This is a genomic window from Psychroserpens luteus (genome assembly GCF_015319355.1).
GTDB classification, from domain to species: domain Bacteria; phylum Bacteroidota; class Bacteroidia; order Flavobacteriales; family Flavobacteriaceae; genus Psychroserpens; species Psychroserpens luteus.
The window spans coordinates 568,072-591,321 of the sequence record NZ_JADILU010000002.1 but is presented as its reverse complement, the minus strand read 5'-3'; the positions used below and the strand labels follow the sequence as shown (position 1 = coordinate 591,321).

Genomic DNA, 23,250 nt, shown 5'->3' with positions numbered 1-23,250 from the left:
TTATTTACAAGCTTTTATACTACTCCAAGCAGATTCATAGGCTTCTTCAAGATGTGTTTTATCCAATTGAAATGCGCCACGTTTTTCTGTCATCATTAAAAATGACAACGGATTAATAGCATAGGCATACAACACATAATCGGATACTGGTTTTATGATGCCTTCTTTTCTACCACGTTCCCAAAGGTCGAGTAGTGGTTGTAGATGTTTAATACCTTCTTGTCTGCTTTCTTCATCTATCATTGGTGTATTATCACATTGTGCTAAAAACAAAGCATTGTCGCACTCTTTAAGTTTAAAATCTGCAATACGATTCCATATCAATGCAAAACCTGCTTCAACAGGCATGGTATCTTCATAAGTCGCAAAAGTATAATTAGTATATTCTGCTTTTACTTGTATATAGGTTTGATTTACTAAATCTTGTTTATTTTCAAAATATAAATAGATTGTCGCAGGAGATACATTTGCCATTTTAGCAATCTTGCTCATAGGCGTAGCATGGAAACCATTATTGTTTACCAAGTCTATAGTTGCTTTAACTAATGCATTTCGCTTATCTATACTTTTTTGAAGTTTTGCCATTATCTTTTAATTATGGTACAAAGATATTTAAAAAATGAATGTTCATTCTTTTTTTAACAAAGTTTTATATTTGTTGTACATCAGTGAGTTAAATGCATATAAATTATCCATTTGAGTTAACAATTTAATGGTCTCAACTAAGGTGAAACTTGTAAAAGCACCACCTTGTAAAAAAGAAAACAAATGGAAAACATATTAGTAGCAGGTGCCACAGGTACCACAGGAAAAAAAATAGTTCAATTATTAAAAGCATCTCAATATTTTGAACCTATTGCAATGGTTAGAAACGAACAGCAACAAGCTGAGTTTTTAGCTCACGATGTCAAAACAGTTATGGGAGATTTAGAACAAGATGTATCTCATACCACTAAAAACATTGACAAAGTCATTTTTGCAGCAGGATCTGGAGGAAAAAATGTAAAAGGTGTAGATCAAGATGGTGCTATAAAAATGGTCGATGCATCTTCCAAATGGAATGTCAAAAAATTTGTAATGCTTAGCTCAATGGGAGCAGACCAACCAGAGAAAAGCGAAAAACTTCAAGATTATCTTAAAGCAAAACATAATGCAGATGAATATCTTAAATCATCCAATTTAAATTATGCCATTGTAAGACCAGGAAGTTTAACCAATAATGCAGGCGAAGGCAAAATCAAATTAGCAAAATCACTTAATGAACAAGGAGAAATTACACGTGACGATGTTGCGCAAACATTAGTAAGATCTTTACATGACGATGCAGCAAATAAGGAAACTTTCGAAATTATTAAAGGTGAAACTTTAATAGGAAAAGCCTTAGAAACTATTAAATAATTTGAACCCTTTCAAGAACCCAAATTTTAATACCAATTCAAATAAACGATGATAAAACCAAGAACAAAAACACCAGAGATTCATATAGATTTAGTTAATGATACTAAATGGACATTGAGCGATCAAAAACCTGAGCACTTTACAATGGTCATTTTCTATCGTGGAAAACATTGCCCTGTCTGTAAATCCTATTTAGAAACGCTTCAAAAACATTTAGATGCTTTTTCTAAAAAAGGAGTTAATGTGATTGCTATCAGTTCTGATACTAAGGACGTGGCAAAAGCAACTTATGAGGAATGGGATATTGATGGATTACCTTTAGGCTATAATTTTTCGATTGAAGATGCTAGAACTTGGAGTCTTTACATTTCCGAAGGTGTAAAAGAAGAACCTAAGCATTTTATTGAGCCTGGAGTGTTTATCATTAAACCAGATCAAACGCTGTATGCGTCATCGATACAAACGATGCCATTTGCAAGACCTAGAATTACAGATCTTTTAAACTCTTTAGAATATGTGATTAATCAAGACTATCCAGCTCGAGGCGAAGCCTAATTACATCTGGCATAAGAATTTAATAGCATACCTCAGTAAGGTATGCTTTTTTAGTTATAAGGATATTTACTTCGGAATGCTTTGAAAATGAATTAGATATGCATAGTAACATTCAAACTATTACAGAAAATGAATAATTTTGTTTAATGTTTTGTTAATATGTATAAACAAAACATATAATCTTATATCTTTGACTTGAGTAAATAAAATTAATTAACTAAAAAATTAAATAAAAATGAAAATTTTAAAAACATTCACAGCCTTTGCAGTAGCAGGCTTATTATTCGCTTCTTGCGAAGAAACTAAAAAAAGTACTCCTGAAACAACTGTTGATACAGAAGTAACTGAAACATCTAATGAGATTGCAATGACAGAAAAAGAAGAGACACCAACAATAGTAGGTGTAGCTGCATCAAACGATAATTTTACGACATTGGTAGCTGCTGTAAAAGCTGCAGATTTAGTAGATGCATTAAATGGAAAAGGACCATTCACAGTCTTTGCTCCAACAAATGATGCCTTTGCAAAATTACCAGAAGGTACAATAGATAATTTATTAAAACCAGAAAACAAAAGTACGCTAGCTGGTATATTAACTTACCATGTTGTTTCTGGAAAATTTGAAGCATCAGCAGTAATTGATGCTATTAAAAACAACGATGGAAAATTCACAGTAGACACTTTAAATGGAGATGCTATTACATTAAGTTTAAAAGACGGAAACGTAATATTGACAGATGCTAATGGCGGAACATCAACAGTAATTATGGCTGATGTAGCTGCGTCAAATGGTGTCATTCACGCCATTGACTCTGTAGTAATGCCTAAGTAATTTATACACATAACATTTGGTTAAGAAAGTCAGCTTTATGCTGGCTTTTTTGTTTTTAATAGGATACTATTTTGCAACATATTCAAAGCAGTTTTGTTTTTCGATACAATTACATATTTAATATAACTCATAGATTATCAGCAAGATATTAAACTAAAATAATCACATTGCAACGAATAATAACTATCTTGTATCGCAAATCAAATAGTACGTTATGAGTAATACATCCAACGCAAAAACTATTGAGCAAGAATTGAAATGGTTTCAGAATTATGTGAATCAAAAACTAGCATTCCATTTTACACAATCTAGTGATGAACATATACAAAGTGCTCCAAAAATTGATGACCATGATTCGCCATATGCCAATGTCATCAAAACTTATAAACTCACAGAAGCAGAGAGGCTCATTCTTATTTTAGCCTTAGTACCTCATATAAGACCATCTGCTCTAGACTTCTTATTTCAGAAAAACAAAACTTACGATAAGCCATTTTCAGAATTTGGCGGTAGAACCATAAAAGGTTACAATGGCATATTACCAACAGGAGAAACCGCTTTATTTTTATTAGATAGTGAAGATATTGAGAAGCGCTTATCTATGATGTCTTTGTTCAATGAAAATCATAAACTTTTTCGTGATGGGATTTTAGAATTTGCTGCAACAACACAAAACTTACCCTTGTATTCTAGACAATTAATACTCTCACAACAGTATCTGTCGCTATTTACCAATCAAGAACCTAATATAAAAGCACATCCAGGTTTTCGTGCAACAAAATTGAGCACGTTACAAGATTGGGATGACTTAGTAGTATCTCATGATACACATGAGAGCATTAAAGAATTAAAGCTATATCTCAATCATAGCCAAGACTTAAAGACAGATTATAAATTTAACAAACACATGCCAAAAGGACATCGGGTTTTATTTGCAGGACCTCACGGAACCGGTAAAACCATGACTGCAACCTTACTTGGTAAATCTGCAAATAGAGATGTGTATCGTGTTGATTTATCATTAGTTATTTCTAACTTCATTGGTGAAACCGAAAAGAATTTAGATCGTTTATTTAAACAAGCCGAATCCCAAAACTGGATTCTCTTTTTTGATGAAGCCGATGCTTTATTTGGTAAGCGTACCAATGTAAAAGATGCACATGATCGTTATGCCAATCAAGAAGTGAGTTACCTATTGCAACGCATAGAAGATTTTGATGGCTTAATTATTTTAAGCACAGATTTAGCTAAAAATATAGATGCTGCTTTTGTAAGACGTTTTCAAAGCATCATTACATTTCACATGCCAGATACAGAAGAACGCCTTCAATTATGGAAACAACGCATCACAAATGATTTTACGTATCATGAAAACCTAGATTTAGAAAACCTAGCTTATGAGTATGAACTCACACCAGAAGCAATAACCAATATTTTACAAAATTCTATGCTCAAAAGCTTAGATCGTGGTGAAAAAGTCATTCAGTTAAATGATTTGCATAATGGGATTAAAAAAGAATTTGCAAAGACGAGTAAAAGCATCACCATAGCATAAAAAAAACATAAAAAAACACCCAAGACATTTCATCTTGGGTGTTTACTATTAATCATAAAAACTACTATAACTTTTAAGATTTCCTGATCATAATAGACTTAGTGTTTACAAATTCTTTCATACCAAAGCCACCATGTTCTCTACCATATCCAGAATCTTTTACGCCTCCAAAAGGCATTGTAGGTTCTGCGGTTCCAAAAGAATTGATAAAGACCATTCCTGTATCAAAATGTTTCTCTGCCAATTCTGTGGCACGCTTTATATCTTTTGAGAAAATTCCGCCACCTAGTCCAAACTTACTATCATTAGCAATTCGCATAGCATCTTCTTCATCTTTAGCTTTAATTAAAGACGCTACAGGTCCAAAAAGTTCATCATCATAAGCTGGTTGTCCAGGCTTTACATTCCCTAAAACGGTTGCAGGATAATAATAACCATCACCATCTTTCATTTTTCCTCCACACAATATTTCAGCACCTTTATCAACACTTTCGGTAACTTGCTCATGTAATTCTTCTCTCAAATCTTTTCGAGCCATTGGTCCTAAATCGGAATTTTCATCATTAGGATCTCCCAATTTTAATTCGCTCATCGCTTTCACAAACGCTTCTTTAAATTGATCATACACGGATGCTACAGCTATAAAACGTTTTGCTGCAATACACGTTTCTCCATTATTATAAATACGTCCTTGCACAGATTTTTTAACTGCAGTTTCAATATCTGCATCCTTAAGAATGAGATACGCATCATTACTACCCAATTCTAAAACAGTTTTCTTAAGTTCTTCACCTGCTTTTTTACCAATAATGCGACCAGCACCAGGACTACCAGTTAAAGTGACTCCTCTTACCAGTTTGTGCTCAATAATAGCATCAGACTGGTCATGTTCTATCACTAAAACAGTAAATAAACCATCTGGTAAACCTGCAGCTTTAAAAATAGATTCTAATAATTTAGCGGTTCCTGTGACATTACCAGCATGTTTTAATAACACGCTATTTCCTGCCATTAGATTTGTAATGGCATATCTTATGACTTGGTATGACGGATAATTCCATGGTTGAATTCCGTAGATAATTCCAATAGGAGCATAGGCAATGATTCCTTTTCCACCATCAGATAGATCACGCGTTTCGTTCTTTAAATTTTCTGCAGCATGATCTGCACAATACTCACAAATAGCAGAACATAAATCGACCTCCTGATGACTTTGTTTAAGCAATTTCCCCATTTCATCGGTCATCAATTGAGACAGTTCAGACTTATAATTTTGAAGTTCTGCTCCAATAGATTTAATGATTTTTCCGCGTTCTTCAAAAGACTTAAATCTCCAGTCTAAAAAAGCGTTTTGTGATTTTTGTATTGCAGACTCTACGTCATCATTGCTCATATATTTGTAAGTCTCTAAAGACTTCCCTGTAGCAGGATTAGTAGTTTTGAATGTATGTTGTTTGGTTTGAGTTTCCATATCTTTTTTTTTGTTTTCTTAATTCTTATTTCTGTTCACTAGGTACGATGTACACATCATTAATGTTTACACGAGCAGGTTGTGACAATGCATAATAAATAGCATTCGCAATATCCTCACTTTCTAAAGTGGTCATGTCTTCCATGCCTTTCATGGTCTCTTTAATATCCTCATCTGTAATGGTACTTGTCAAATTTGTTGCTACAGCTCCAGGCTCAATAGACGTGACGTTAATTCCGTATTTTGGCGCTAATTCCTGTCTCAACCCTTCACTAAACATTTTTACTGCAGATTTGGTCGCACAATACACTGCACCTCCAGGAAAATATCTATTTGCAGCCATAGAAGAAATATTAATAATATCACCTCCTTTGTGTTCTTTTAACTGTGGCAATACTGCAGACACACCATTAAGCACACCTTTAATATTCACATCCACCATTTGATCCCATTCGTCTGTTTTTAACTTTTCAACATAAGATAAAGGCATAAGACCTGCATTATTTATTAAGCCATCCACCTTGCCATAAGTCTCAACAGCTTTAGAAACCACCTTTTTAAAATCTTCACTTTTAGTCACATCACCAGTGGCAACGAGTGCTTTTCCGCCATCCTTTTCAATAGCATCTCTTAGTGTATTTAATTTGTCTTCACTTCTTGCCATTAAAACAACATTAGCTCCGTTTTGAGCTAATTTTTTTGCTGTAGATTCACCAATTCCGCTTGATGCTCCTGTAATAATTATTGTTCTGTCATTTAAATTCATATCTATCATCTTTTATTAATTATTCTTACTATAGCTAAGATACAGTGCGTTATCAGTTCTGCTTTGCTGATTTGTAATTGATCTTAACGCATATGAAGACGCGTGCTATTTTCTTCGGAAATTGGACCACTCTAAAACTTAAACTTCTAAAATGAGTGTGTAAAAGTTGACATTTTCTAATCGCTTAAAATTTCCGAGGAGAACAATACAAACCATAAAATAATTGATTACATTTACATAGGTGCTTAAATATCAAGTATCTAAACCTCCCTTTTAAAATCCCTACAAACGTTTTAACGCTTCTGTGTGCTTTGCATTTACAGAAATTTTTGATTGTATAATAACCAAAAGGCAAACGATATGTGGTACAATGATTTAAGACCAGATAGTGAACTTGTTAATGATAGATATTCATTAATATTATTAGAGCGAGAAGATAATTACAGTCGTATGCTCAGCAACGCAGCAAAAAAACGAACCATCTCCAATTTGCTTAGATTGCGACAAGGTCTTTTTGAAAACATCCCCAAAAAAACCGTAGATACCAATTTATTACTCTGTTCCTGGAATGTGAAAAACTTTGGAACTTTAAAAAAGAGAACCGCCGAATCCCTATACTACATTGCCGAAATTATAAATGCCTTTGACATCGTTTCTGTTCAAGAAATCAATAGAGATTTAACCGATTTCAAAAAGGTACTCAAACTCTTAGGCAGCCATTGGAAATACACATTAAGTGACGTGACCGAAGGCAACTCAGGCAACGATGAGCGCTTTGGTTTCATTTATGACTCCAGACGCGTCACACACTCTGGACTCTCTGGAGAAATCGTCATCGCACCAGAGTCTGTTGCCGATAATGCCATCATCAATCAACTCAAACGAACACCTACATTTACAGGATTTGAAAGCGGTTGGCGTAAATTTTCTATCGTAAGTGTGCATTTGCATCCAGGAGATGGTGGATCTAATAAAGCCATTAGAAAAGAAGAAGTACGACTGTTAATGGAGGTTCTTAATGCAAAATTAGCATCGCCAACCTTTAGAGATCGCAATATGATTATTCTAGGAGACACCAATTTGTATGATGATGATTATGATATTGTAGAGCTCATCACAAATCATGACTTTGTAGAAAGTGAAGCGCTAGAAGGCAAATACACCAATACGAGTCTCAACCAAATTTACGATCGTATGTTTCTTAATGTGGATCAATATTTTAAAATTGCTACAGATGACCTCGGAAATGAGAAAGGTGGCGTTTTTAATCTTTTTGATTATGTGTATTTAAATACCACTGCAGACATATCAATTTATCACCCACTCATGCTCTCACACAAAGATGATCCAAGCAACCTGACAGATGACGCTTCTTTTAAATCGTATTTTAATACCTATTGGAAACGGAACCAAATGAGTGATCATTTACCTATTTGGTTGGAATTGCAAACCGAAAGTAGTGATGAGTTTTTGGTTGGGAAGTTTGGGAGGTTTTAGGTGGTTGTTATTTACATAATTAAACAAAATACTTTTGAAAATTATTCACCTTCAAATATTTACGGTTTTCCGTAACTGTCTTCTTACAAAATTTAGTATATTTCAAATCTCCCTTTTAATTATTTTAGCGAATTATTGTATTAATGACCTTTGTTGAATGTAAAATGCATTCTTCAATGACTTTAGATGAAAAAAAGTAATAAAATATATGATTAACGTCAGAATGTACCAAGCTAATGAAGGTGATGCCTTCTTAATTTCATTTGGAATAGATAAAAACATTAATGTGATTATAGATATGGGATTATCAGACACCTATAAAAATCATATAAAAAAAGACTTAATTTTATTAAATGAAAAAGCTAAAAGCATTCAATTATTAGTAGTAACACACATAGATAAAGACCATATAGAAGGAGCAATATCTTTTCTAAAAGAGAATGGTAATAATTCAAATATTATAAAAGTAGAAGAAGTTTGGCATAATTCATTTAAACACTTACAATTTAATAAACGAAAAGTTGATAAAATACAGAAAGAAGAATCTAAAGCTCTTACATTAATTAAGCATCAAAATTCTAATAATTCAAAACAAGATGGTCTTTGTGATACGAGTATAGAAGAAGGCGTTACGCTTGCAAGTCTAATATATGAGAACAAATATAAATGGAATCATATGTTTAATAATAAAGCTATTTGCTTTGAAGAGAAAATTAATAATACAATCGAAAGTGTAAAGTTTATTCTTTTATCTCCAGACCATAAAAAATTAAAAAAATTATCTAAAAAATGGGAAGATAAATTAGATAGTATTTTTTATAATTTTAAGATTAGTGATGATGTAATATTTGACGATGCGTTCGAATTGTATATGCAAAACTTAAATGACACTGAATTAGAATTAAAAGATACCTCAAGTTCTAGTGATGTATTTGATATAGACAAACTGGCTTTGAAAGAAGAAAACGAATATACTGAAACAAATGGTTCTTCAATTTCTTTTATAATAGAATATAAAGAAAAAAAGATGCTATTTTTAGCAGATTCTCAGATCAATATTATATATAAAAACATAAATAAACTCAAAGCTTCAGGTTATCACTTGAACTTTGATTTAGTAAAAATTTCACATCATGGTAGTAATAAAAATACTTCTAATAAATTATTAAGTTTGTTTGATTCAAAGAGGTATTTAATTTCAACTGATGGAAAAAAGCATTCGCATCCGAATTTAGAAGTAATTGCAAAGATTATTAAGAAAGAGTCTATACATACAAAAGAATTAATCTTTAATTATGAACATCCAAAATTAAAACCTTTTCAAAGCTCAAGTTTAAAAGAAAAGTATAATTATGAAATAATAGTTCAAAATGAAATAACAATAAATTAATGTTTAATCAAAACTTAACAAACTTAGTATATCAAATTAACTGTGGTGCAAAAAATGGAACTGCATTTTTAATAACTAAAAATTTTGCTTTAACTGTTTATCATGTAGTTTCAGAACATAAATCACATGACATTAAGCTATCTCAAAATGATAAGTTAATTGTAAAAGCAAAAATAATTTCAGATGATATTGAAGAATCAAAAGTAATGGATTTTGCTATATTAGAATTAGAAGAAGAAGCTTTAAACGTTTCATTTTTGGTCATAGCTAATTGTACAAATATAAAACCAGGAACAAAATGGACATCAAGAGGCTATCCAAAAAGTAAAATTGATACAGGTGAAAACATGTATCAAGATGATAATACGGTTCATCAACATTTGTCCAACCTTAAGATGATATAGAATTGAATCACAACTTAAAATGGTCGAGCTATGAAGGTATTTCTGGTGCTCCATTAATTGTTGATGATAAAATTATTGGCATTATTAATTCTGAATTGGTTGAAAATAAGGAGTCCAAGGAGTTATGTGCTTTATCTCTCAGATACTTAGAAAAAACTCTTCAAGAAAAGTGTGGAATATGTTTCACTTCTGAAATAGAAATCAAAGAAATAGATATTGTTGCTAAAACCGCCTATGAAGAATTAACTCATAATGATAAAAGAAACTTACCTGAAAAGTTAAAAGATGCCTGCCAGACAATTAGTTTGAATAGGGTAAGTTTATATTGCAGAGAACAGGCATTTGGAAAAGTGGAAATCAATAGATATAATGACCAACAAATAAGCTCCATAAAGTTTAGAGTTTTTGAAGTTTGCCAATTGGAACTTTTAAACTTTGTTGAAACAAGTGTTATAGAAGAATTGACTACAGAACAAATAGAATCTTTAATAAGAAAATTTAGTAAGAAAGGAAAAAAAGCAATTGAAGAAAGATCGACTCAGTATGATTACCCTGTTAACAATAAAGGTTTTATGAGGAAAATAGTACTTGATTTAATTAATGATTGTTTTCTGTCATTTGATAAAAAAGGTCTTTATGATGGATAAACTAAGCGCAAAAAAAAGAATGATGTTTATACAAAAGGAAGATTATAATTATTTGTGTTATAATTTAATCCTAATATTAAACAAACTTGAATGTACAGAAGAATCTAATGAGTTCAGAGATTTTAGAAAAATAGCATATTTAGTAGATTTCACTAGTTCAAGCAAAGTAATTGCTGATTTTTCACAAGATGAATTAGGTAATATTTATTCCAAAGCTCAACTCAAAAAGAAACTACTATCTCACTTGTTAATAGTTTTAAAAAATAAGGACTACTTAGGAATTTCAATTAATAGAACTCATAAATCTTTTGATATATGGTTAAAAAAGAAAAATTTGCCAGAAGATTTTTTTGATAATGATGTTTTTAACAATGAATTAAAAAATATTGAGAAACTAAAAAAAGAAATCCGAGGTTTAAGAACCACAACAATTAAAACTATGGTTAATACTTTATTTACTTCTAAGAATATACTAACATGGGAAATTTAATTATTAAAAGAATAATTTATTCTGGTGAGAATTATTCATTTACTTCTCCTGAATTTACTAAGGGTATTAACATTATTGTTGGTGATAATGGCTCAGGTAAAAGTACTTTTTCACATTTTATAACATATGGATTAGGAGGTTTTGTTGCTCCTTTCAATCCTAAGTCCAATGGTAAAAAGCTTAATAATTCTAAATATAGTTTAATTACTGATGATGAAAATAATTATGTTAAATTAGAAATATCAGTAAATGATAAAGATTATACTTTAAAAAGATTCATTGGCAGCAATGATGTTTTTTTTGAAGAATATGGAAAAATCAATAAGCTACCAATCAAGAGGGATATTAGATATGCTCCAAGAATTTTTTCTGATTGGTTATTAGAAAAACTTGAAATTAAAGTGTTTGAGTTGTATTTAGGGGCTTCTAGTTGGTTAATTGGTTTTAAAGATGTGTATAGGTTACTTTATCACGATCAAGATTCTGACCCAAGAAAAATTTTTAAAGAACCTTCAGCTGAAAATTTTATAGCAGATTCTTCTATTATTAGAAAATCAATATTTGAAATTTTAATTGGTGTATCATCAGAAGAATACAACATAAAATTTAATGATTTTAAAGAGGCAGAAAGAAAAAAGAATGAATCAAAATCCATTTTTGAAAATTTTAAAAACATTCATTATTATTTAGAAGGAGAATCTCTAGAAGAGAGAAAAATAAATTTTACTGAATTAGAAATTCAGTTAGATAAACTAAATAATAAAAGAGACTCTTATCAGAAGGAAAATACAATTATAAATGATAAAACTGGGCAGCTAACAAATATTCAAACTGAACTGATTGAATTAGAAATAGCCATATCTGATAATTCAATTATCAAGAATAATTATGAAATTGAGAAGAATAAAATTAAAAAACTATTAAGTAATCAGAAAAATGAAATTTCTCAAATAGAAAAAATCATTTTTACTCATGATAAATTAAATTTATTTTCATTAGAGATTTGTCCATTCTGTATGTCAGATGTAGATCCTAAAAAGGGACATTGCATTTGTGGTTCAGAAATTAAGGATGATGATTATGAGAAATTTGTATATAAATCTAGTGAATATAAAGAGATTTTTGATCATAAAAAGAAAAGTTTAATAAGCATAGAAATAGCTTTTGAATCTTATAATTCAGAAATAGATTCATTAGAATCATCTCTAAAAATAAAAAAAGAGAAGGCATTTAATTTAAAAGAGAGCTTAAAGAAAATAATTAACTCGATCGAGTTTTCAGGTAATTCACAATTGATAGATGAACTAAATGATAAAATTCTAGAAGTTAGAGAAGAAATTTTAACAATTGGTAATACTGTTAATTTATTGGAAGAAAAAAAGATTCTAGAAGATAAAGTGGTAATTGATAAAAAGGATTTTAACACGAAAAAAACGTCTTATGAAAAAATACAAAAAGATTTTTATAAAAACAATAAAGAAACTATAAAGGAATTTAGTGAAATTTATTCCGAATTACTTTCTAAGTCATCTGCTTCAAGCAATTATGCAGAAATAAATGATGATTATATGCCATATATTGATCGAGGTGAATACAAAGAACGAAGTACAATAGTGCCTATTAGATTAATGTATTATTTTGCTTTATTAAGTATGGGTTTAAAAAGAGACACAGTAAAGCATCCGAGGTTTTTATTAATTGATACACCAGAAAGAGGAGGTATTGATAAAAGTCGATTGAAAGACAATTTAATATTGTTAGATAAAGCTTTAGAATTATCTAAAAAAGACAAAGATAACCCAATAGAAAAAATAAAAGACTATCAGGTAATATTAACTACTGGAAAAGGTAAATATCCAGATAAGTATGAGAAGTATGTTAAATTGAGATTTGACAAAGAAGGAAATGAAGATTATATTTTAAAGAAAAATTAGCATTAATTTTACTATAAATTATTAGTTACTCATACCATAGGATTTTGTCAAAAATAATCCTTTTTACTTAGTTTAATTTAATCATGTTGAAGAGATTAACTCAGTATTTTAGTCTAAACACATGACATATAAGTAGACATCTATCAATAAATCCTTTAGAATAAAACTAAATACTAAATTGTTCTACAACACATTAAAAATAACTATAAGTTATTGAAAATTGACAAATTTCAAAATTCTAATAACATTTCCGAAGCATATAAAAAAAAACTACCTTTAAAAAATCTTAGCTATTGTAAACGTGTTGTTTAAGTATTATGTATCGCTTTTATGTTTTGCAGTTCTTGCAACGACTAACTTGTGGTCTCAAAACACAACACTCACAAGCGAAGAGGCCTTTGCACAATTTAAAAGCATTAGCGATTCTATCTCGTCTGAGTTTCCTGAGGATGATATCAAGACGTACAGACGTGCTTCGTTTTCAGATTCGCAATTAGAAACCTATTTATCACTTCATTTTAAACGTCAGGATTTACTAAAACAAATTGATGGTCATTACAGCTTTGTTATCAATAGTTATTTGCACTCTGGCAATTGGTTTAAAGAAATTGACTTCCCTAAAGAATCCATAAAATCATATCTCAATTTCTTTGATTATTATCAAAAAAATGAAAAGTATCTCACAGATGAAGATCGCAAACATTATATAGAAATGCGATCTTATGCCAGGAGTATGCTTGCAGATAGTTATGCAAAACTTGGTCTGTTAGATAGTGCTGACATTCAGCATAAAAAGAATCTGGAGTTCACAAAACATCTGGACTATATTTATAAACCATCGTCTATAAATAATTATGGTCTGTTTTTATATTGGCACAAAAAAGAACTGGATTCTGCTTTATATTATTTTAAACGTGCATATACAATTACGCAAACAAATTTTCCTAATCATACGTTGATAGGTAGTATCAGAGACAATATTGCAGATGTTTATAGAGACCAAAATAATCATGCAGAAGCATTGGTGTTGTATGAGGCAAATTTCGACTTTTATAAAAATGCTATAAACGAACGTTCTTTAACTAAGGACATCCCAAGATTGATAAGTGCTGGTGCGCAATTAGTAACCACAAATGCGTACTTAAATAGAGTAGGTGAGGCACAACGTGTGTTTAGTGACTTAGAAAAAATCGTCTTGCATCAAGAACAAATTAATGATTTGGCTGCCAGTTCTAAATTAGAATTTTTGAGAGCAAAAGAAAAGCTCCTGGAAGCCCAAAGTAATATCACTGCAGCTTATGCTACAGCAAAACAAATTAAAAACTATGCAGATAGTTTGCAACATATTGCTAAGATTAACGACATTAAATGGCAAGAAGAACTCAACGATTTTACTATAGATAGAATTGCTCTTAATTTTAAATTAGATCGCATCCAGAAGGAGAACAAAATTAAAAGTCAAAAAACCAAACTATGGATTACGGGATTATTGTCTTCCATTTTTATCATTCTATTAATGGGACTTATCATAAGTAGACGTCAACATCTTATCAATGCAAAAAACAAGCAATTATTAGCAGAGCAGAAGTTAAAAACGTCATCTTTAGAGGTCGCGCAACTCAACTCTGATATTAAATCTAAAGAACGAGATCTTTCTGATTTTGCTATAAAACTAACCCAAGATCAAGATTGGGCAAAAGGCATCGCAGATCAATTAGAAGCTATTAAACAAACGTCTTCTAAAGAACGAGAACAATTAATTGCAGAATTAGACCAAACGATTAACAACAAAATAAATGTAGATAGCGATACGCAAGAATTCTTTGAGCATTTAGACCATTTAAATAATGCGTTCTATAGTAAGCTTACAGATGAGTATCCTAATTTGAGTAAAAATGAAATTAGACTTTGCTCTTTAATTCGCTTAAAAATTGAAAGTCGTAACATAGCAACACTTCAAAATATCACCTTAGCTTCACTTAATACGAGTAGATATCGTTTAAGAAAAAAGCTAAATCTGCCTGAAAACACCGATTTAGACGTATTTATTCAAAATCTATAATCGACTTATTTACAGCATTTTAACCTCAAAAAATAGACCGTTGTCTATCAATTGTCTATTGCTTGTACATTAGTAGTCTATTCCATATTTACGGTTAAATCCTTCATTGCCTATACCTTAGTGGTGTCCTAAAAAAGTAAACATTTAGATCCTACTTATAAATACAATAATGTAATCAATAAGTTTAATTCATAAAATCATATCACTCATGAAAAAATGTATTCTTGGTTTATGTCTTTTAGGTCTAACCAACCTTATTTATGCACAAAATGACATCGCAATGGCAACCACTAATGATACTGAAGTTACTTACAAAACGACAGCAACCGTTAGTAATGCACAGTATTTAAATTGTAGTTATAATAACAACTTGCAATTGGCAGCACGAATTCAAAAATTACAAAAAATTGCAGCAGATTACGATGTGACAAAAGATCGTGTTTATAGTAAAAACAAAAGCATCACCTATGATGTGGTTTTTGAAGCTAATGACAATTATATAAAAGCAGTTTATGACCACAACGGAACGATTATAAGCTCTGAAGAGTATTATGAAGATGTTAGAGTACCTTACGAATTAGGTAAGCAAGTAGCTCAGGAATTTCCAGGATGGTCTTTTAATCTTAATAATTGTGTCATCTCATATGCTAAAACAGGTGAAGCTGTTTTAACTTATACTATGAAACTTAAAAAAGGAAATAAGTCGAAATCAATTTCGCGTACGTTTAGATAGTTAATTTTTAGAAATCCCTCTTAAAAGGCAGCATCATAATTGATGTTGCTTTTTTTGTTGCTATTATTAAATTACCTTTATTAAAATAGTAGCCCAAAATGAAATCTGAACTAGAACATAGAAGTGATCAAATCTTACCTTTTAAAAAGTTCCTTTTAAGAGTGCTCAAGTATTTCTTGTTTTCCATTGTTTTAATTGCATTCTCATTGGGAATAGGCACTGTTGGTTATCATCATTATGCCAACATTTCTTGGGTAGATGCGTTTTATAATGCTTCATTAATTTTAACAGGAATGGGACCTGTGGATCCAATGCCAACAGATAACGCTAAATTATTCGCTTCGTTTTATGCACTTTTTAGCGGAATTGCTTTTCTAAGTACAGTCGCAGTTATTTTTGCGCCAATTGCACATCGATTATTACATATCTTACATGTCAAGGAAGAAGATTAATTGTCTTGCTCAATTGTTGTGACGTTTCATATTTCAGAAAAAAACAAATAGCATCCTATCAAAGTAAATTCATCTGTCACATTAATGCATTCTATGGCGATAATTTTGTATTTTAGTGTTCTACATGAGTCGAGCAACCACCATACAAGAAGTTATTAATCAGTTAGATAGCATTATAGAAAATGCAATCATTACTAATAATCGCCTTGGACTCTTTGCTTATGTATACCGAAGAACCACAGCAGAAATTCTTAAGGAAGTGCAGCGAGGAGGTTTTGAAAATAATGAACTCTTAGAGCAGTTGGATGTTGCATTTGCCAATTTATATCTAGAAGCCTATGATTTACATCAAAACAATGCTCCAATAAGTAAATCATGGCTGTTTGCTTTTACAAATAAAGACGAGTCGTTAACTATTTTACAACATATTATGATGGGTATGAATACTCATATAAATCTTGATTTAGCTATTGCGACCAGCAATGTTATGGAGGGAAGAGATATTCAAATGGTTAAAAACGACTTTGATAAAGTGAATGCTATTCTTTTTAGTATTGTCAATGAAGTTCAAGACCGATTAAGTCGCGTATCACCAATGCTTTTTTTATTAGATATGGCTGGGCAAAATTCAGACGAAAAAGTGATTGACTTTAGTATGCGTAAAGCACGTCAACAATCCTGGTATCATGCGAATCTGTTATGGAGTCTTGGGCAAGACCATCAACCTGAAGCTGTAAATACCTTAGATAACGTGATCTTAGAAATTAGTAAATTCATTAAGTCTCCAAAATCGAGATTGATTCGATTTTCACTTAAAACCATTGGAAGGTTTGAATCTAAAGATGTGGGACGCATTATATCAAAACTGAAAGCAGATTAGAACTTTAAGACCTCTAAAAAACTAGTATCTACATCAAGTTTTAATGGCAAAAACTAGTTACAATAACTTGTATAAAGGAACAAAGGGAATGAAGATTTTTTAAGCCTTGATTCCCTTTGGTATCATAAATTCCGTTCGTTAGCATTATCCTTCGAAGTACAATGGGTTTCTCTCAGCTGTTTAACTTAAGCACCCCAATTATGATACTGTAAATGTATATAATTTAATTAATATCACAAAGTTTTAATGCAAAAACTTACTATTTGTTAATAAAATCATAAGAATACTGTGTATTTAATATTCCTTTAACACTTCAAAAGCATTTGAGTTAATTTAAAAATAGATTAAGATAATGATCTAAGTTGTGTTGTTTTAATTTTACAATAGTAAATCAATAGTGATTTACAGCAACAAATTAAAACTCAAAAATTATGTCTAAACCATGGCAAGATAAAGCAAAAGGCAATTGGAATATTGCTAAAGGAAAATTAAAACAAAAATGGGGAGACCTTACTGATGACGATCTAGATTACGCTGAAGGAAAAGAAGATGAGATCTTAGGAAGAATTCAAAAACGTACTGGAGAATCTAAGGAAAAGGTAAATAACTTTCTTAACGATTTAAAGTTTTAGTCAGTTACCATTGATTAGTATTAGTTAGTAATAGTTTAGTGAAAATTTAGTGAAAGTGAAAATCCCGCAATTGCGGGATTTTCTTATTTAAGTTATTGTTATCAAGTAGGAGCGTGGAGTGGTTTAGAAAAGGAGGGAACCTAATCTTAACCTTTAAAACCTATAAACTCATCTGTTTTTTTATACCTTAGAGAAAGTAATCAGTATAACTTAACTTAGTAAGAATCAAAACCTAAATCGACATGTTACAAAACGTCCTATTATCACGCGATATTTACGCATCTGAAGAACATAAAATGATGCAAGAAATGATTCAGGATTTCATCAAGAATGAAATTATGGATCAATTAGACGAATGGGAAAAAAATGGTATGGTTTCCCGAGAAATCTGGCAACGTGCTGGAGCATTAGGTTTACTCTGTATTGATATGCCAGAACACTATGGAGGCAGTGGTTTAGATTTTAGTTTTAGCGCTTTATTTATTGAAGAGTTGGGAAGAGAAGGGATTACTGGAGTCGGATTTTCATTGCACTCAGATATTGTTGCACCATATCTCTTAAAATATGGAACCGAAGCTCAAAAGGAAAAATATCTTCCGCAAATGGCAACTGGAAAAATGATCACATCCATAGGTATGACTGAGCCCAACTGTGGTAGTGATCTTAAAGCCATCAAAACAAGTGCAGTAGATAAAGGCGATCATTATTTAGTCAACGGACAAAAAACCTTTATCACCAATGGTTATATGAGTGATATGTCTATCGTTGCAGTAAAAACAAATGTTGGCACAGATGGAGAAGGGGTTTCTTTATTAATTATGGAAAGCGCTTATGATGGTTTTGATAAGGGAATTCCGTTCAAGAAAATCGGTATGAAAGCTCAGGATACCTGTGAATTATTTTTTGATAATGTCAAAGTTCCGAAGGAAAATTTATTAGGAAAAGAAGGTCAAGGCTTCAAAATTATGATGACCGAATTAGCCAGAGAACGTCTAACTGTAGGACTTAACGCTATTGGTGGAGCAGAAGGTGCTATAGAAAAAACGATTGCTTATACATCTACAAGAACCGCTTTTGATCAACCCATTGCTGGATTTCAAAACACACAATTTAAATTGGCTGAATGTGCGACGCAATTACAAATACATCAGACGTTTTTAGATCGCTGTACACAATTATTATCTGATCATAAATTGACTGCGGAAAGTGCTTCGATGGCGAAATATTCTGCTACAGAAATGCATGGAAAAGTCGTTGATGAATGTCTTCAGTTATTTGGAGGTTATGGTTATATCTGGGATTATCCAATTGCAAGAATGTATGCAGATAATCGCGTTGCCAGAATTTATGCAGGCACCAACGAAATCATGAAAGTATTAATTGCTCGCGGATTGTTTAAAGCGTTATTTGCTGAGATGAAAGCACAGAAAAAACAATCCTGAAAAAACACACTAATTAAATTAGAACCGAACTCTTTTAAATGGTAACTACACCAATTCTAAAAAAAATTATACTAACAAGCATTATGCTCTTGAACAAGTTTAATTCTGAAAACGTAAGGGCTTTAAAAACGTTAATTTTAAAATACGAATAAGAATATTCTTTCTTCGGAAATGTGCCACGAATCCATAATGGGCTTTTAAAAACTTAAATTTAGAATCTTTTGGCGAGACACTCTGTGCTTTTTTTACTTAATACTAGCAACTAGTGACTAGTTCAGTTCTAAAATTCACACGTAATAATTGTAAAACACATGTAGTAAAAATAGGTGTTTTACCTTTATGTAATTAGGATATACCCTTGCAATTCTAAATTTACTTTTATATAATTTTGTTTCAAAGATAAAAATGACAGCACTATTTATAGAATTTGAACTCGTGTTTTGATTTCATTTTTAATGCAGTTCTTTTTTTACTTATCGAGACATAAACGAAACCGAAACGCTTAAAATAAGTAGGCGAAAATCAATCTAATATGAAAACAAATATTTTAGTAATTGCAAAAGTAGTAGTTGTATTGTTTCTGGTTCAAAGTTGTTGCACACCAAGTACGACAATAGGAAGCGTAAACAATACGTTAAGACCACAAGAAACAAACAATTGGTGTTGGGCAGCAGTAACACAAATGATCGCTCAAAATGAAGGGCAAATTGTATCACAATGCGATTTAGCAAATCATAGATTTGGAAAGACAAATTGTTGTGATTTTCAAAATGATGGAGAATCGTGTCCAAAAACTAACGACTGTAATAATCCTGGTTGGTTAGAATTGGATTTTGCGGGAGTAAACTTTACTGCAGTAGATGACGCTTTAAGTCTTACTAAGCTTAGAAAAAGCATATACTGTTCTAAAGATGTACTGGGATATGCTTATGGAACTTCAGGAGTTGTTGGTCATGTCGTTGTTATTAAGGGTTATGTTACCGTTGGTACCACAAACTATGTTGTATTAAATGATCCTTGGTCACCTTGTGTAGGCTCAGAGCGATTAATTACCTACGATGAATATGTTAATCCTGCAGGTTCTAGTACTCATTGGAAAACGTGGTATGCTACAAGTAAAAAATAGTTTAACTTTATAATATAGAAATAATGAAACATTTAAAAACATACATAAGTATTTTAGCTATAGTTTTTACTGTTGCTACTAACGCTCAGGAGGATAACTCATCAATACAAGATGCGGTGAATAAGGGAAAAACAGATCTTATGGACATTTTAACAAAAGCGGGAAAAGATTTTAATTTTGGTATTGATGCTGCAAGTGTGAAAAGCGCATCAATGGCTTCACCAATTTCATATCAAGAAATGAATTTTGACCTTTTATTAAATTATAATCAACAAGGAATTAATAGTTTGTTAAAACCTGAAATTAAGAAGATTGTACCATTAGTTAATGGCAATAAAGTTGTTACAACCATTGGAGTCTCTAATATAAAGCAAGGACGTTATGAAGTTACAGATTTAATTAATCATCAATATCACAATGAATTAAATTTATTACCGAACAATATCAAACAAAATGGTTTCAAAACTCTTAAAATTATATATGTTCCAAATCTAAATACGATGGTATATAATATTAATGGAAAAAATTACACATCATACAAAAACAATAGTGTTATGCAAGCTATAGATGATGAAACGCTTTTAAGAATTTTAAAGGCAGATGCTATAGAATTCCAAAGAAAATATGGAAGTCAATTAGCCGGTAAAAAGTTACTTAATTAAAATGCTTACAGACCATTTTTAAATGAATGGTCTGTATTTTTTCTTATAATTTCTATTAGAGTCATGTTAGAACTATCTTTTTTAGCAGAAGATTTAAAATGACTACCATAGTCATTTTCTGTATCAAATATGTTGATAGTTTCTTCTAATTTCATTTGAGCACTTCCTAATGCAAATCCAGAACTACCCGAAATTTGAAATTGTCCATAAGACATTGCACTAATGAAATTAGTAACTTTCCAAATGACTTATTTTGTTTTAATTCAATGCTATAGATTAAAATGTAATGACTATAATTTATGCAGGCACAAACGAGATTATGAAAATATTGATTGCTCGTGGTTTGTTTAAAGAGTTGTTTGCTGAAATGCGGAAGAAAAAAAAGTAATTTATAACTACATGTATTTTAAATGAATTTATCATTCCTGTGAAAGCAGGAATCTACATTTATAATTAAACACATTATATGAATTCTAAAATTTCCAATCTCTATAAATCGCGTATTTAAAAATTTACGCATGATTGTCCGGAATATTCAATTCATTAAAACATCATAATTATTACTAAAGAGGGAATGTTGGTTTCAACTCAAATAATTCTATTTTACATAATATAAATTATAGTACATTTTACAACAATTTGCGTAATAGCGCTTTTTAGCGGTATTTGACATATTATTAAAATATGATGATCCTGAGGATCATTCTATTTTGATACAAGAATTCTGAACATAATTCAAATTTGCATTTATAATAACACTTACGTGTTTTATATCTGTAATGATTATGTACAAGTAAGTTGTGACAAATTAAGACTGAATGTTTGTTATTTATTTTACATAGTCGCAGATATGACGCCTTTAGGCTCATATCGATAATTATGTAATAGTGATTAGTGTTTTATATCTGTAACAATTATGCACAAGTAAATTGTGAAAACGAAAGCCTTTTAATACTTCTGAAATTTTAAATATTCTGTACCAATGGCAATTAATTTTTAAACATGCGATTTATCACGTGTTACTGTTTTAAGAATTTTGAAAATTGTATCCAAATCCAATCCACCACAGGATGCTTTAATTTTTAATGTTTTTTAAATGTTGAACAATACTTTCAACTTCTGATTCATCATATATAGGCTCAAAATAGTTTATGAAATCGTTTAACTCATTTAATACTTTTACAGTTACAAATTTGAACTCTTCCTTTGGTTTATTATTAATCATTACAATAAGATTTCTTATTTGTAATTTCCTATCTCCCCAATGATGCTTATTGAGAAAACTGTTCTCTTCAGAATTGTTGCTATTCAGAATAACAAAAAGCGCAAAACTTGCCCTTCGTATTTGACTAACTGGTGATCTCATATCTGACCTCGCAATCGATGCTTTACTCCAGTTCTTTGTTTCTATAATAAAAATACCAGCTCTGCTAACTAATAGATGATCGATTTGAATACTGTATATATGGTCATTCTCACGTCTATTGTAAATTGGTTCATTGAATTTTAAAGAAAAGTCATTGAATAGTACATGTGTATCAGGTAATTTTTTTAGCTCTTTTTCTACTAATTTTTCACCAATTGCTCCTGCAATTAGTGAGTTTAATGAACAGGCGACTTCCTTTATATGCTCAAGTTCATTAAGTTTTTTGGTGAAACGTTTTGAAATAGTTACTTGCCTATTTGGCATTTTTGCCTTTATTACTTTTATTTTAGATTTTAGAATCCCTCCTTTTTTATTAGTCTTCCAACTAATGAGTCTATTGAAATTTTTCTCTAAAAGAAACTTTATTGGTATAAAGAACAGCAATCGATACCAGTTTGCTACTTCTATAAATACATTTTTTGCAGTAGTTGTTCCTATAGAAACACATTTGGTATTTAGTTTGCTTATTCTATCTTCTAGTGTTGTTATTGCATTTGACTGTAAAGTGTCATATTCCTTTTGCAATTCATGCCATTCAGCTTGTAAGACATCTATTTCAAGATCAACGTCATTTTGAATTTTAAAGAAAGCGTCCTCTTTTTCGATGTTATAATTTTTAATAAATTTGTTAATATCACCTATAGAATTAAATCTAGTGATTCCTTCTTGATCTAAGGTTTTTCTAATCCTTATTAAAGATTCTATTTGGCCAAGGACAACAGTCATGAATCAAAATAGCTGATAAAGTGTTCGTTTATGGTTAATTAATATATATCCTAAGGTAGCAAAAAGAAACAGCGATTAGGAAATTGCATTTATAAAGTCTAAAATATTACGTTCCTCTCTCCTATTGTTTTAGCCAAAATTTTATGAGGTCGATAGAAAATAAACAATAT

23 protein-coding genes are annotated in these 23,250 nt (G+C 30.8%); 18 read left to right on the top strand and 5 right to left on the bottom strand.

Annotated features, from left to right (window positions below; translation table 11 throughout):
• Positions 1–585 (bottom strand): TetR/AcrR family transcriptional regulator, encoded by a 585-nt coding sequence (locus IM744_RS06220; protein ID WP_194507243.1) that lies wholly within the window; start codon positions 583–585, stop codon positions 1–3.
• A gap of 183 nt (positions 586–768) precedes the next feature.
• Between IM744_RS06220 and IM744_RS06215 the strand changes: the two genes are divergently transcribed.
• The 4 genes from IM744_RS06215 to IM744_RS06200 all read left to right on the top strand — a co-directional run bounded on the left by IM744_RS06215 (position 769) and on the right by IM744_RS06200 (position 4,340).
• Complete coding sequence (locus IM744_RS06215; RefSeq protein WP_194507242.1) at positions 769–1,398, top strand: SDR family oxidoreductase; 630 nt, start codon at positions 769–771, stop codon at positions 1,396–1,398.
• Between the two features lie 48 nt (positions 1,399–1,446).
• The gene (locus IM744_RS06210) at positions 1,447–1,953 is read left to right on the top strand and encodes a redoxin domain-containing protein (RefSeq protein WP_194507241.1); all 507 of its coding nucleotides are present in this window, start codon (positions 1,447–1,449) and stop codon (positions 1,951–1,953) included.
• Positions 1,954–2,188: 235 nt separating this feature from the next.
• A complete protein-coding gene (locus IM744_RS06205; protein WP_194507240.1) occupies positions 2,189–2,785 on the top strand; it encodes a fasciclin domain-containing protein in 597 nt (198 codons plus the stop codon).
• Between the two features lie 214 nt (positions 2,786–2,999).
• On the top strand, positions 3,000–4,340 hold the full coding sequence (locus IM744_RS06200) for an ATP-binding protein (protein ID WP_194507239.1): 1,341 nt from the start codon (positions 3,000–3,002) through the stop codon (positions 4,338–4,340).
• A gap of 73 nt (positions 4,341–4,413) precedes the next feature.
• Here the strand turns inward: IM744_RS06200 and IM744_RS06195 are convergent, their stop codons facing one another.
• Both IM744_RS06195 and IM744_RS06190 read right to left on the bottom strand, forming a co-directional pair.
• The gene (locus IM744_RS06195) at positions 4,414–5,811 is read right to left on the bottom strand and encodes an NAD-dependent succinate-semialdehyde dehydrogenase (RefSeq protein WP_194507238.1); all 1,398 of its coding nucleotides are present in this window, start codon (positions 5,809–5,811) and stop codon (positions 4,414–4,416) included.
• A 25-nt stretch (positions 5,812–5,836) separates the two neighbouring features.
• Positions 5,837–6,577 (bottom strand): SDR family oxidoreductase, encoded by a 741-nt coding sequence (locus IM744_RS06190; protein ID WP_194507237.1) that lies wholly within the window; start codon positions 6,575–6,577, stop codon positions 5,837–5,839.
• A 360-nt stretch (positions 6,578–6,937) separates the two neighbouring features.
• Here IM744_RS06190 and IM744_RS06185 point away from each other — a divergent pair, with 360 nt between their 5' ends.
• The 14 genes from IM744_RS06185 (at position 6,938) to IM744_RS06120 (ending at position 20,928) form a co-directional block, all read left to right on the top strand.
• Entirely contained in the window at positions 6,938–8,074 is a 1,137-nt protein-coding gene (locus IM744_RS06185; protein WP_194507236.1) for an endonuclease/exonuclease/phosphatase family protein, read from the top strand.
• A gap of 208 nt (positions 8,075–8,282) precedes the next feature.
• Complete coding sequence (locus IM744_RS06180) at positions 8,283–9,464, top strand: MBL fold metallo-hydrolase (protein WP_194507235.1); 1,182 nt, start codon at positions 8,283–8,285, stop codon at positions 9,462–9,464.
• Positions 9,464–9,868 carry a trypsin-like peptidase domain-containing protein gene (locus IM744_RS06175; RefSeq protein WP_194507234.1) on the top strand — a complete coding sequence of 135 codons (405 nt, stop codon included), beginning with the start codon at positions 9,464–9,466 and terminating at the stop codon, positions 9,866–9,868. Before IM744_RS06180 ends, IM744_RS06175 begins: the two co-directional genes overlap by 1 nt.
• A 2-nt stretch (positions 9,869–9,870) precedes the next feature.
• Complete coding sequence (locus tag IM744_RS06170) at positions 9,871–10,515, top strand: hypothetical protein (protein WP_194507233.1); 645 nt, start codon at positions 9,871–9,873, stop codon at positions 10,513–10,515.
• Positions 10,505–11,005 (top strand): hypothetical protein, encoded by a 501-nt coding sequence (locus tag IM744_RS06165; protein ID WP_194507232.1) that lies wholly within the window; start codon positions 10,505–10,507, stop codon positions 11,003–11,005. Before IM744_RS06170 ends, IM744_RS06165 begins: the two co-directional genes overlap by 11 nt.
• Positions 10,993–12,939, top strand: coding sequence for an AAA family ATPase (locus IM744_RS06160; protein ID WP_194507231.1), 1,947 nt, complete (start codon positions 10,993–10,995; stop codon positions 12,937–12,939). The genes IM744_RS06165 and IM744_RS06160 overlap by 13 nt, the downstream gene beginning before the upstream one ends.
• 304 nt (positions 12,940–13,243) lie before the next feature.
• On the top strand, positions 13,244–15,001 hold the full coding sequence (locus IM744_RS06155) for a transcriptional regulator (RefSeq protein WP_194507230.1): 1,758 nt from the start codon (positions 13,244–13,246) through the stop codon (positions 14,999–15,001).
• Between the two features lie 208 nt (positions 15,002–15,209).
• Positions 15,210–15,734 (top strand): hypothetical protein, encoded by a 525-nt coding sequence (locus tag IM744_RS06150; RefSeq protein ID WP_194507229.1) that lies wholly within the window; start codon positions 15,210–15,212, stop codon positions 15,732–15,734.
• A 98-nt stretch (positions 15,735–15,832) separates the two neighbouring features.
• Complete coding sequence (locus IM744_RS06145; RefSeq protein WP_194507228.1) at positions 15,833–16,186, top strand: ion channel; 354 nt, start codon at positions 15,833–15,835, stop codon at positions 16,184–16,186.
• Between the two features lie 124 nt (positions 16,187–16,310).
• Positions 16,311–17,066, top strand: a complete 756-nt coding sequence (locus tag IM744_RS06140; protein ID WP_194507227.1) for a DUF5995 family protein — start codon at positions 16,311–16,313, stop codon at positions 17,064–17,066.
• 431 nt (positions 17,067–17,497) lie between these two features.
• Positions 17,498–17,698 (top strand): CsbD family protein, encoded by a 201-nt coding sequence (locus IM744_RS06135; protein WP_194507226.1) that lies wholly within the window; start codon positions 17,498–17,500, stop codon positions 17,696–17,698.
• 242 nt (positions 17,699–17,940) lie between these two features.
• On the top strand, positions 17,941–19,140 hold the full coding sequence (locus tag IM744_RS06130) for an acyl-CoA dehydrogenase family protein (RefSeq protein WP_194507225.1): 1,200 nt from the start codon (positions 17,941–17,943) through the stop codon (positions 19,138–19,140).
• Between the two features lie 532 nt (positions 19,141–19,672).
• Positions 19,673–20,266 carry a papain-like cysteine protease family protein gene (locus tag IM744_RS06125; RefSeq protein WP_194507223.1) on the top strand — a complete coding sequence of 198 codons (594 nt, stop codon included), beginning with the start codon at positions 19,673–19,675 and terminating at the stop codon, positions 20,264–20,266.
• 23 nt (positions 20,267–20,289) lie between these two features.
• Positions 20,290–20,928: a hypothetical protein gene (locus IM744_RS06120; RefSeq protein WP_194507222.1), complete on the top strand. Its 639-nt coding sequence runs from the start codon at positions 20,290–20,292 to the stop codon at positions 20,926–20,928.
• Between the two features lie 5 nt (positions 20,929–20,933).
• Here the strand turns inward: IM744_RS06120 and IM744_RS06115 are convergent, their stop codons facing one another.
• Both IM744_RS06115 and IM744_RS06110 read right to left on the bottom strand, forming a co-directional pair.
• On the bottom strand, positions 20,934–21,143 hold the full coding sequence (locus IM744_RS06115) for a hypothetical protein (RefSeq protein WP_194507221.1): 210 nt from the start codon (positions 21,141–21,143) through the stop codon (positions 20,934–20,936).
• A gap of 860 nt (positions 21,144–22,003) precedes the next feature.
• Positions 22,004–23,080, bottom strand: coding sequence for a nuclease-related domain-containing protein (locus IM744_RS06110; protein ID WP_194507220.1), 1,077 nt, complete (start codon positions 23,078–23,080; stop codon positions 22,004–22,006).
• Positions 23,081–23,250 lie beyond the last annotated feature (170 nt).

What these genes read in the sequence shown, in the direction of transcription:
- IM744_RS06135 (WP_194507226.1), top strand. Translation starts at nt 17,498, where the DNA reads ATGTCTAAACCATGGCAAGATAAAGCAAAAGGCAATTGGAATATTGCT.
- IM744_RS06150 (WP_194507229.1), top strand. Translation starts at nt 15,210, where the DNA reads ATGAAAAAATGTATTCTTGGTTTATGTCTTTTAGGTCTAACCAACCTT.
- IM744_RS06220 (WP_194507243.1), bottom strand. Translation starts at nt 585, where the DNA reads ATGGCAAAACTTCAAAAAAGTATAGATAAGCGAAATGCATTAGTTAAA.
- IM744_RS06130 (WP_194507225.1), top strand. Translation starts at nt 17,941, where the DNA reads ATGTTACAAAACGTCCTATTATCACGCGATATTTACGCATCTGAAGAA.
- IM744_RS06195 (WP_194507238.1), bottom strand. Translation starts at nt 5,811, where the DNA reads ATGGAAACTCAAACCAAACAACATACATTCAAAACTACTAATCCTGCT.
- IM744_RS06205 (WP_194507240.1), top strand. Translation starts at nt 2,189, where the DNA reads ATGAAAATTTTAAAAACATTCACAGCCTTTGCAGTAGCAGGCTTATTA.
- IM744_RS06110 (WP_194507220.1), bottom strand. Translation starts at nt 23,080, where the DNA reads ATGACTGTTGTCCTTGGCCAAATAGAATCTTTAATAAGGATTAGAAAA.
- IM744_RS06125 (WP_194507223.1), top strand. Translation starts at nt 19,673, where the DNA reads ATGAAAACAAATATTTTAGTAATTGCAAAAGTAGTAGTTGTATTGTTT.
- IM744_RS06200 (WP_194507239.1), top strand. Translation starts at nt 3,000, where the DNA reads ATGAGTAATACATCCAACGCAAAAACTATTGAGCAAGAATTGAAATGG.
- IM744_RS06185 (WP_194507236.1), top strand. Translation starts at nt 6,938, where the DNA reads ATGTGGTACAATGATTTAAGACCAGATAGTGAACTTGTTAATGATAGA.
- IM744_RS06175 (WP_194507234.1), top strand. Translation starts at nt 9,464, where the DNA reads ATGTTTAATCAAAACTTAACAAACTTAGTATATCAAATTAACTGTGGT.
- IM744_RS06145 (WP_194507228.1), top strand. Translation starts at nt 15,833, where the DNA reads ATGAAATCTGAACTAGAACATAGAAGTGATCAAATCTTACCTTTTAAA.
- IM744_RS06140 (WP_194507227.1), top strand. Translation starts at nt 16,311, where the DNA reads ATGAGTCGAGCAACCACCATACAAGAAGTTATTAATCAGTTAGATAGC.
- IM744_RS06210 (WP_194507241.1), top strand. Translation starts at nt 1,447, where the DNA reads ATGATAAAACCAAGAACAAAAACACCAGAGATTCATATAGATTTAGTT.
- IM744_RS06215 (WP_194507242.1), top strand. Translation starts at nt 769, where the DNA reads ATGGAAAACATATTAGTAGCAGGTGCCACAGGTACCACAGGAAAAAAA.
- IM744_RS06120 (WP_194507222.1), top strand. Translation starts at nt 20,290, where the DNA reads ATGAAACATTTAAAAACATACATAAGTATTTTAGCTATAGTTTTTACT.
- IM744_RS06165 (WP_194507232.1), top strand. Translation starts at nt 10,505, where the DNA reads ATGATGGATAAACTAAGCGCAAAAAAAAGAATGATGTTTATACAAAAG.
- IM744_RS06115 (WP_194507221.1), bottom strand. Translation starts at nt 21,143, where the DNA reads ATGTCTTATGGACAATTTCAAATTTCGGGTAGTTCTGGATTTGCATTA.
- IM744_RS06190 (WP_194507237.1), bottom strand. Translation starts at nt 6,577, where the DNA reads ATGAATTTAAATGACAGAACAATAATTATTACAGGAGCATCAAGCGGA.
- IM744_RS06180 (WP_194507235.1), top strand. Translation starts at nt 8,283, where the DNA reads ATGATTAACGTCAGAATGTACCAAGCTAATGAAGGTGATGCCTTCTTA.
- IM744_RS06160 (WP_194507231.1), top strand. Translation starts at nt 10,993, where the DNA reads ATGGGAAATTTAATTATTAAAAGAATAATTTATTCTGGTGAGAATTAT.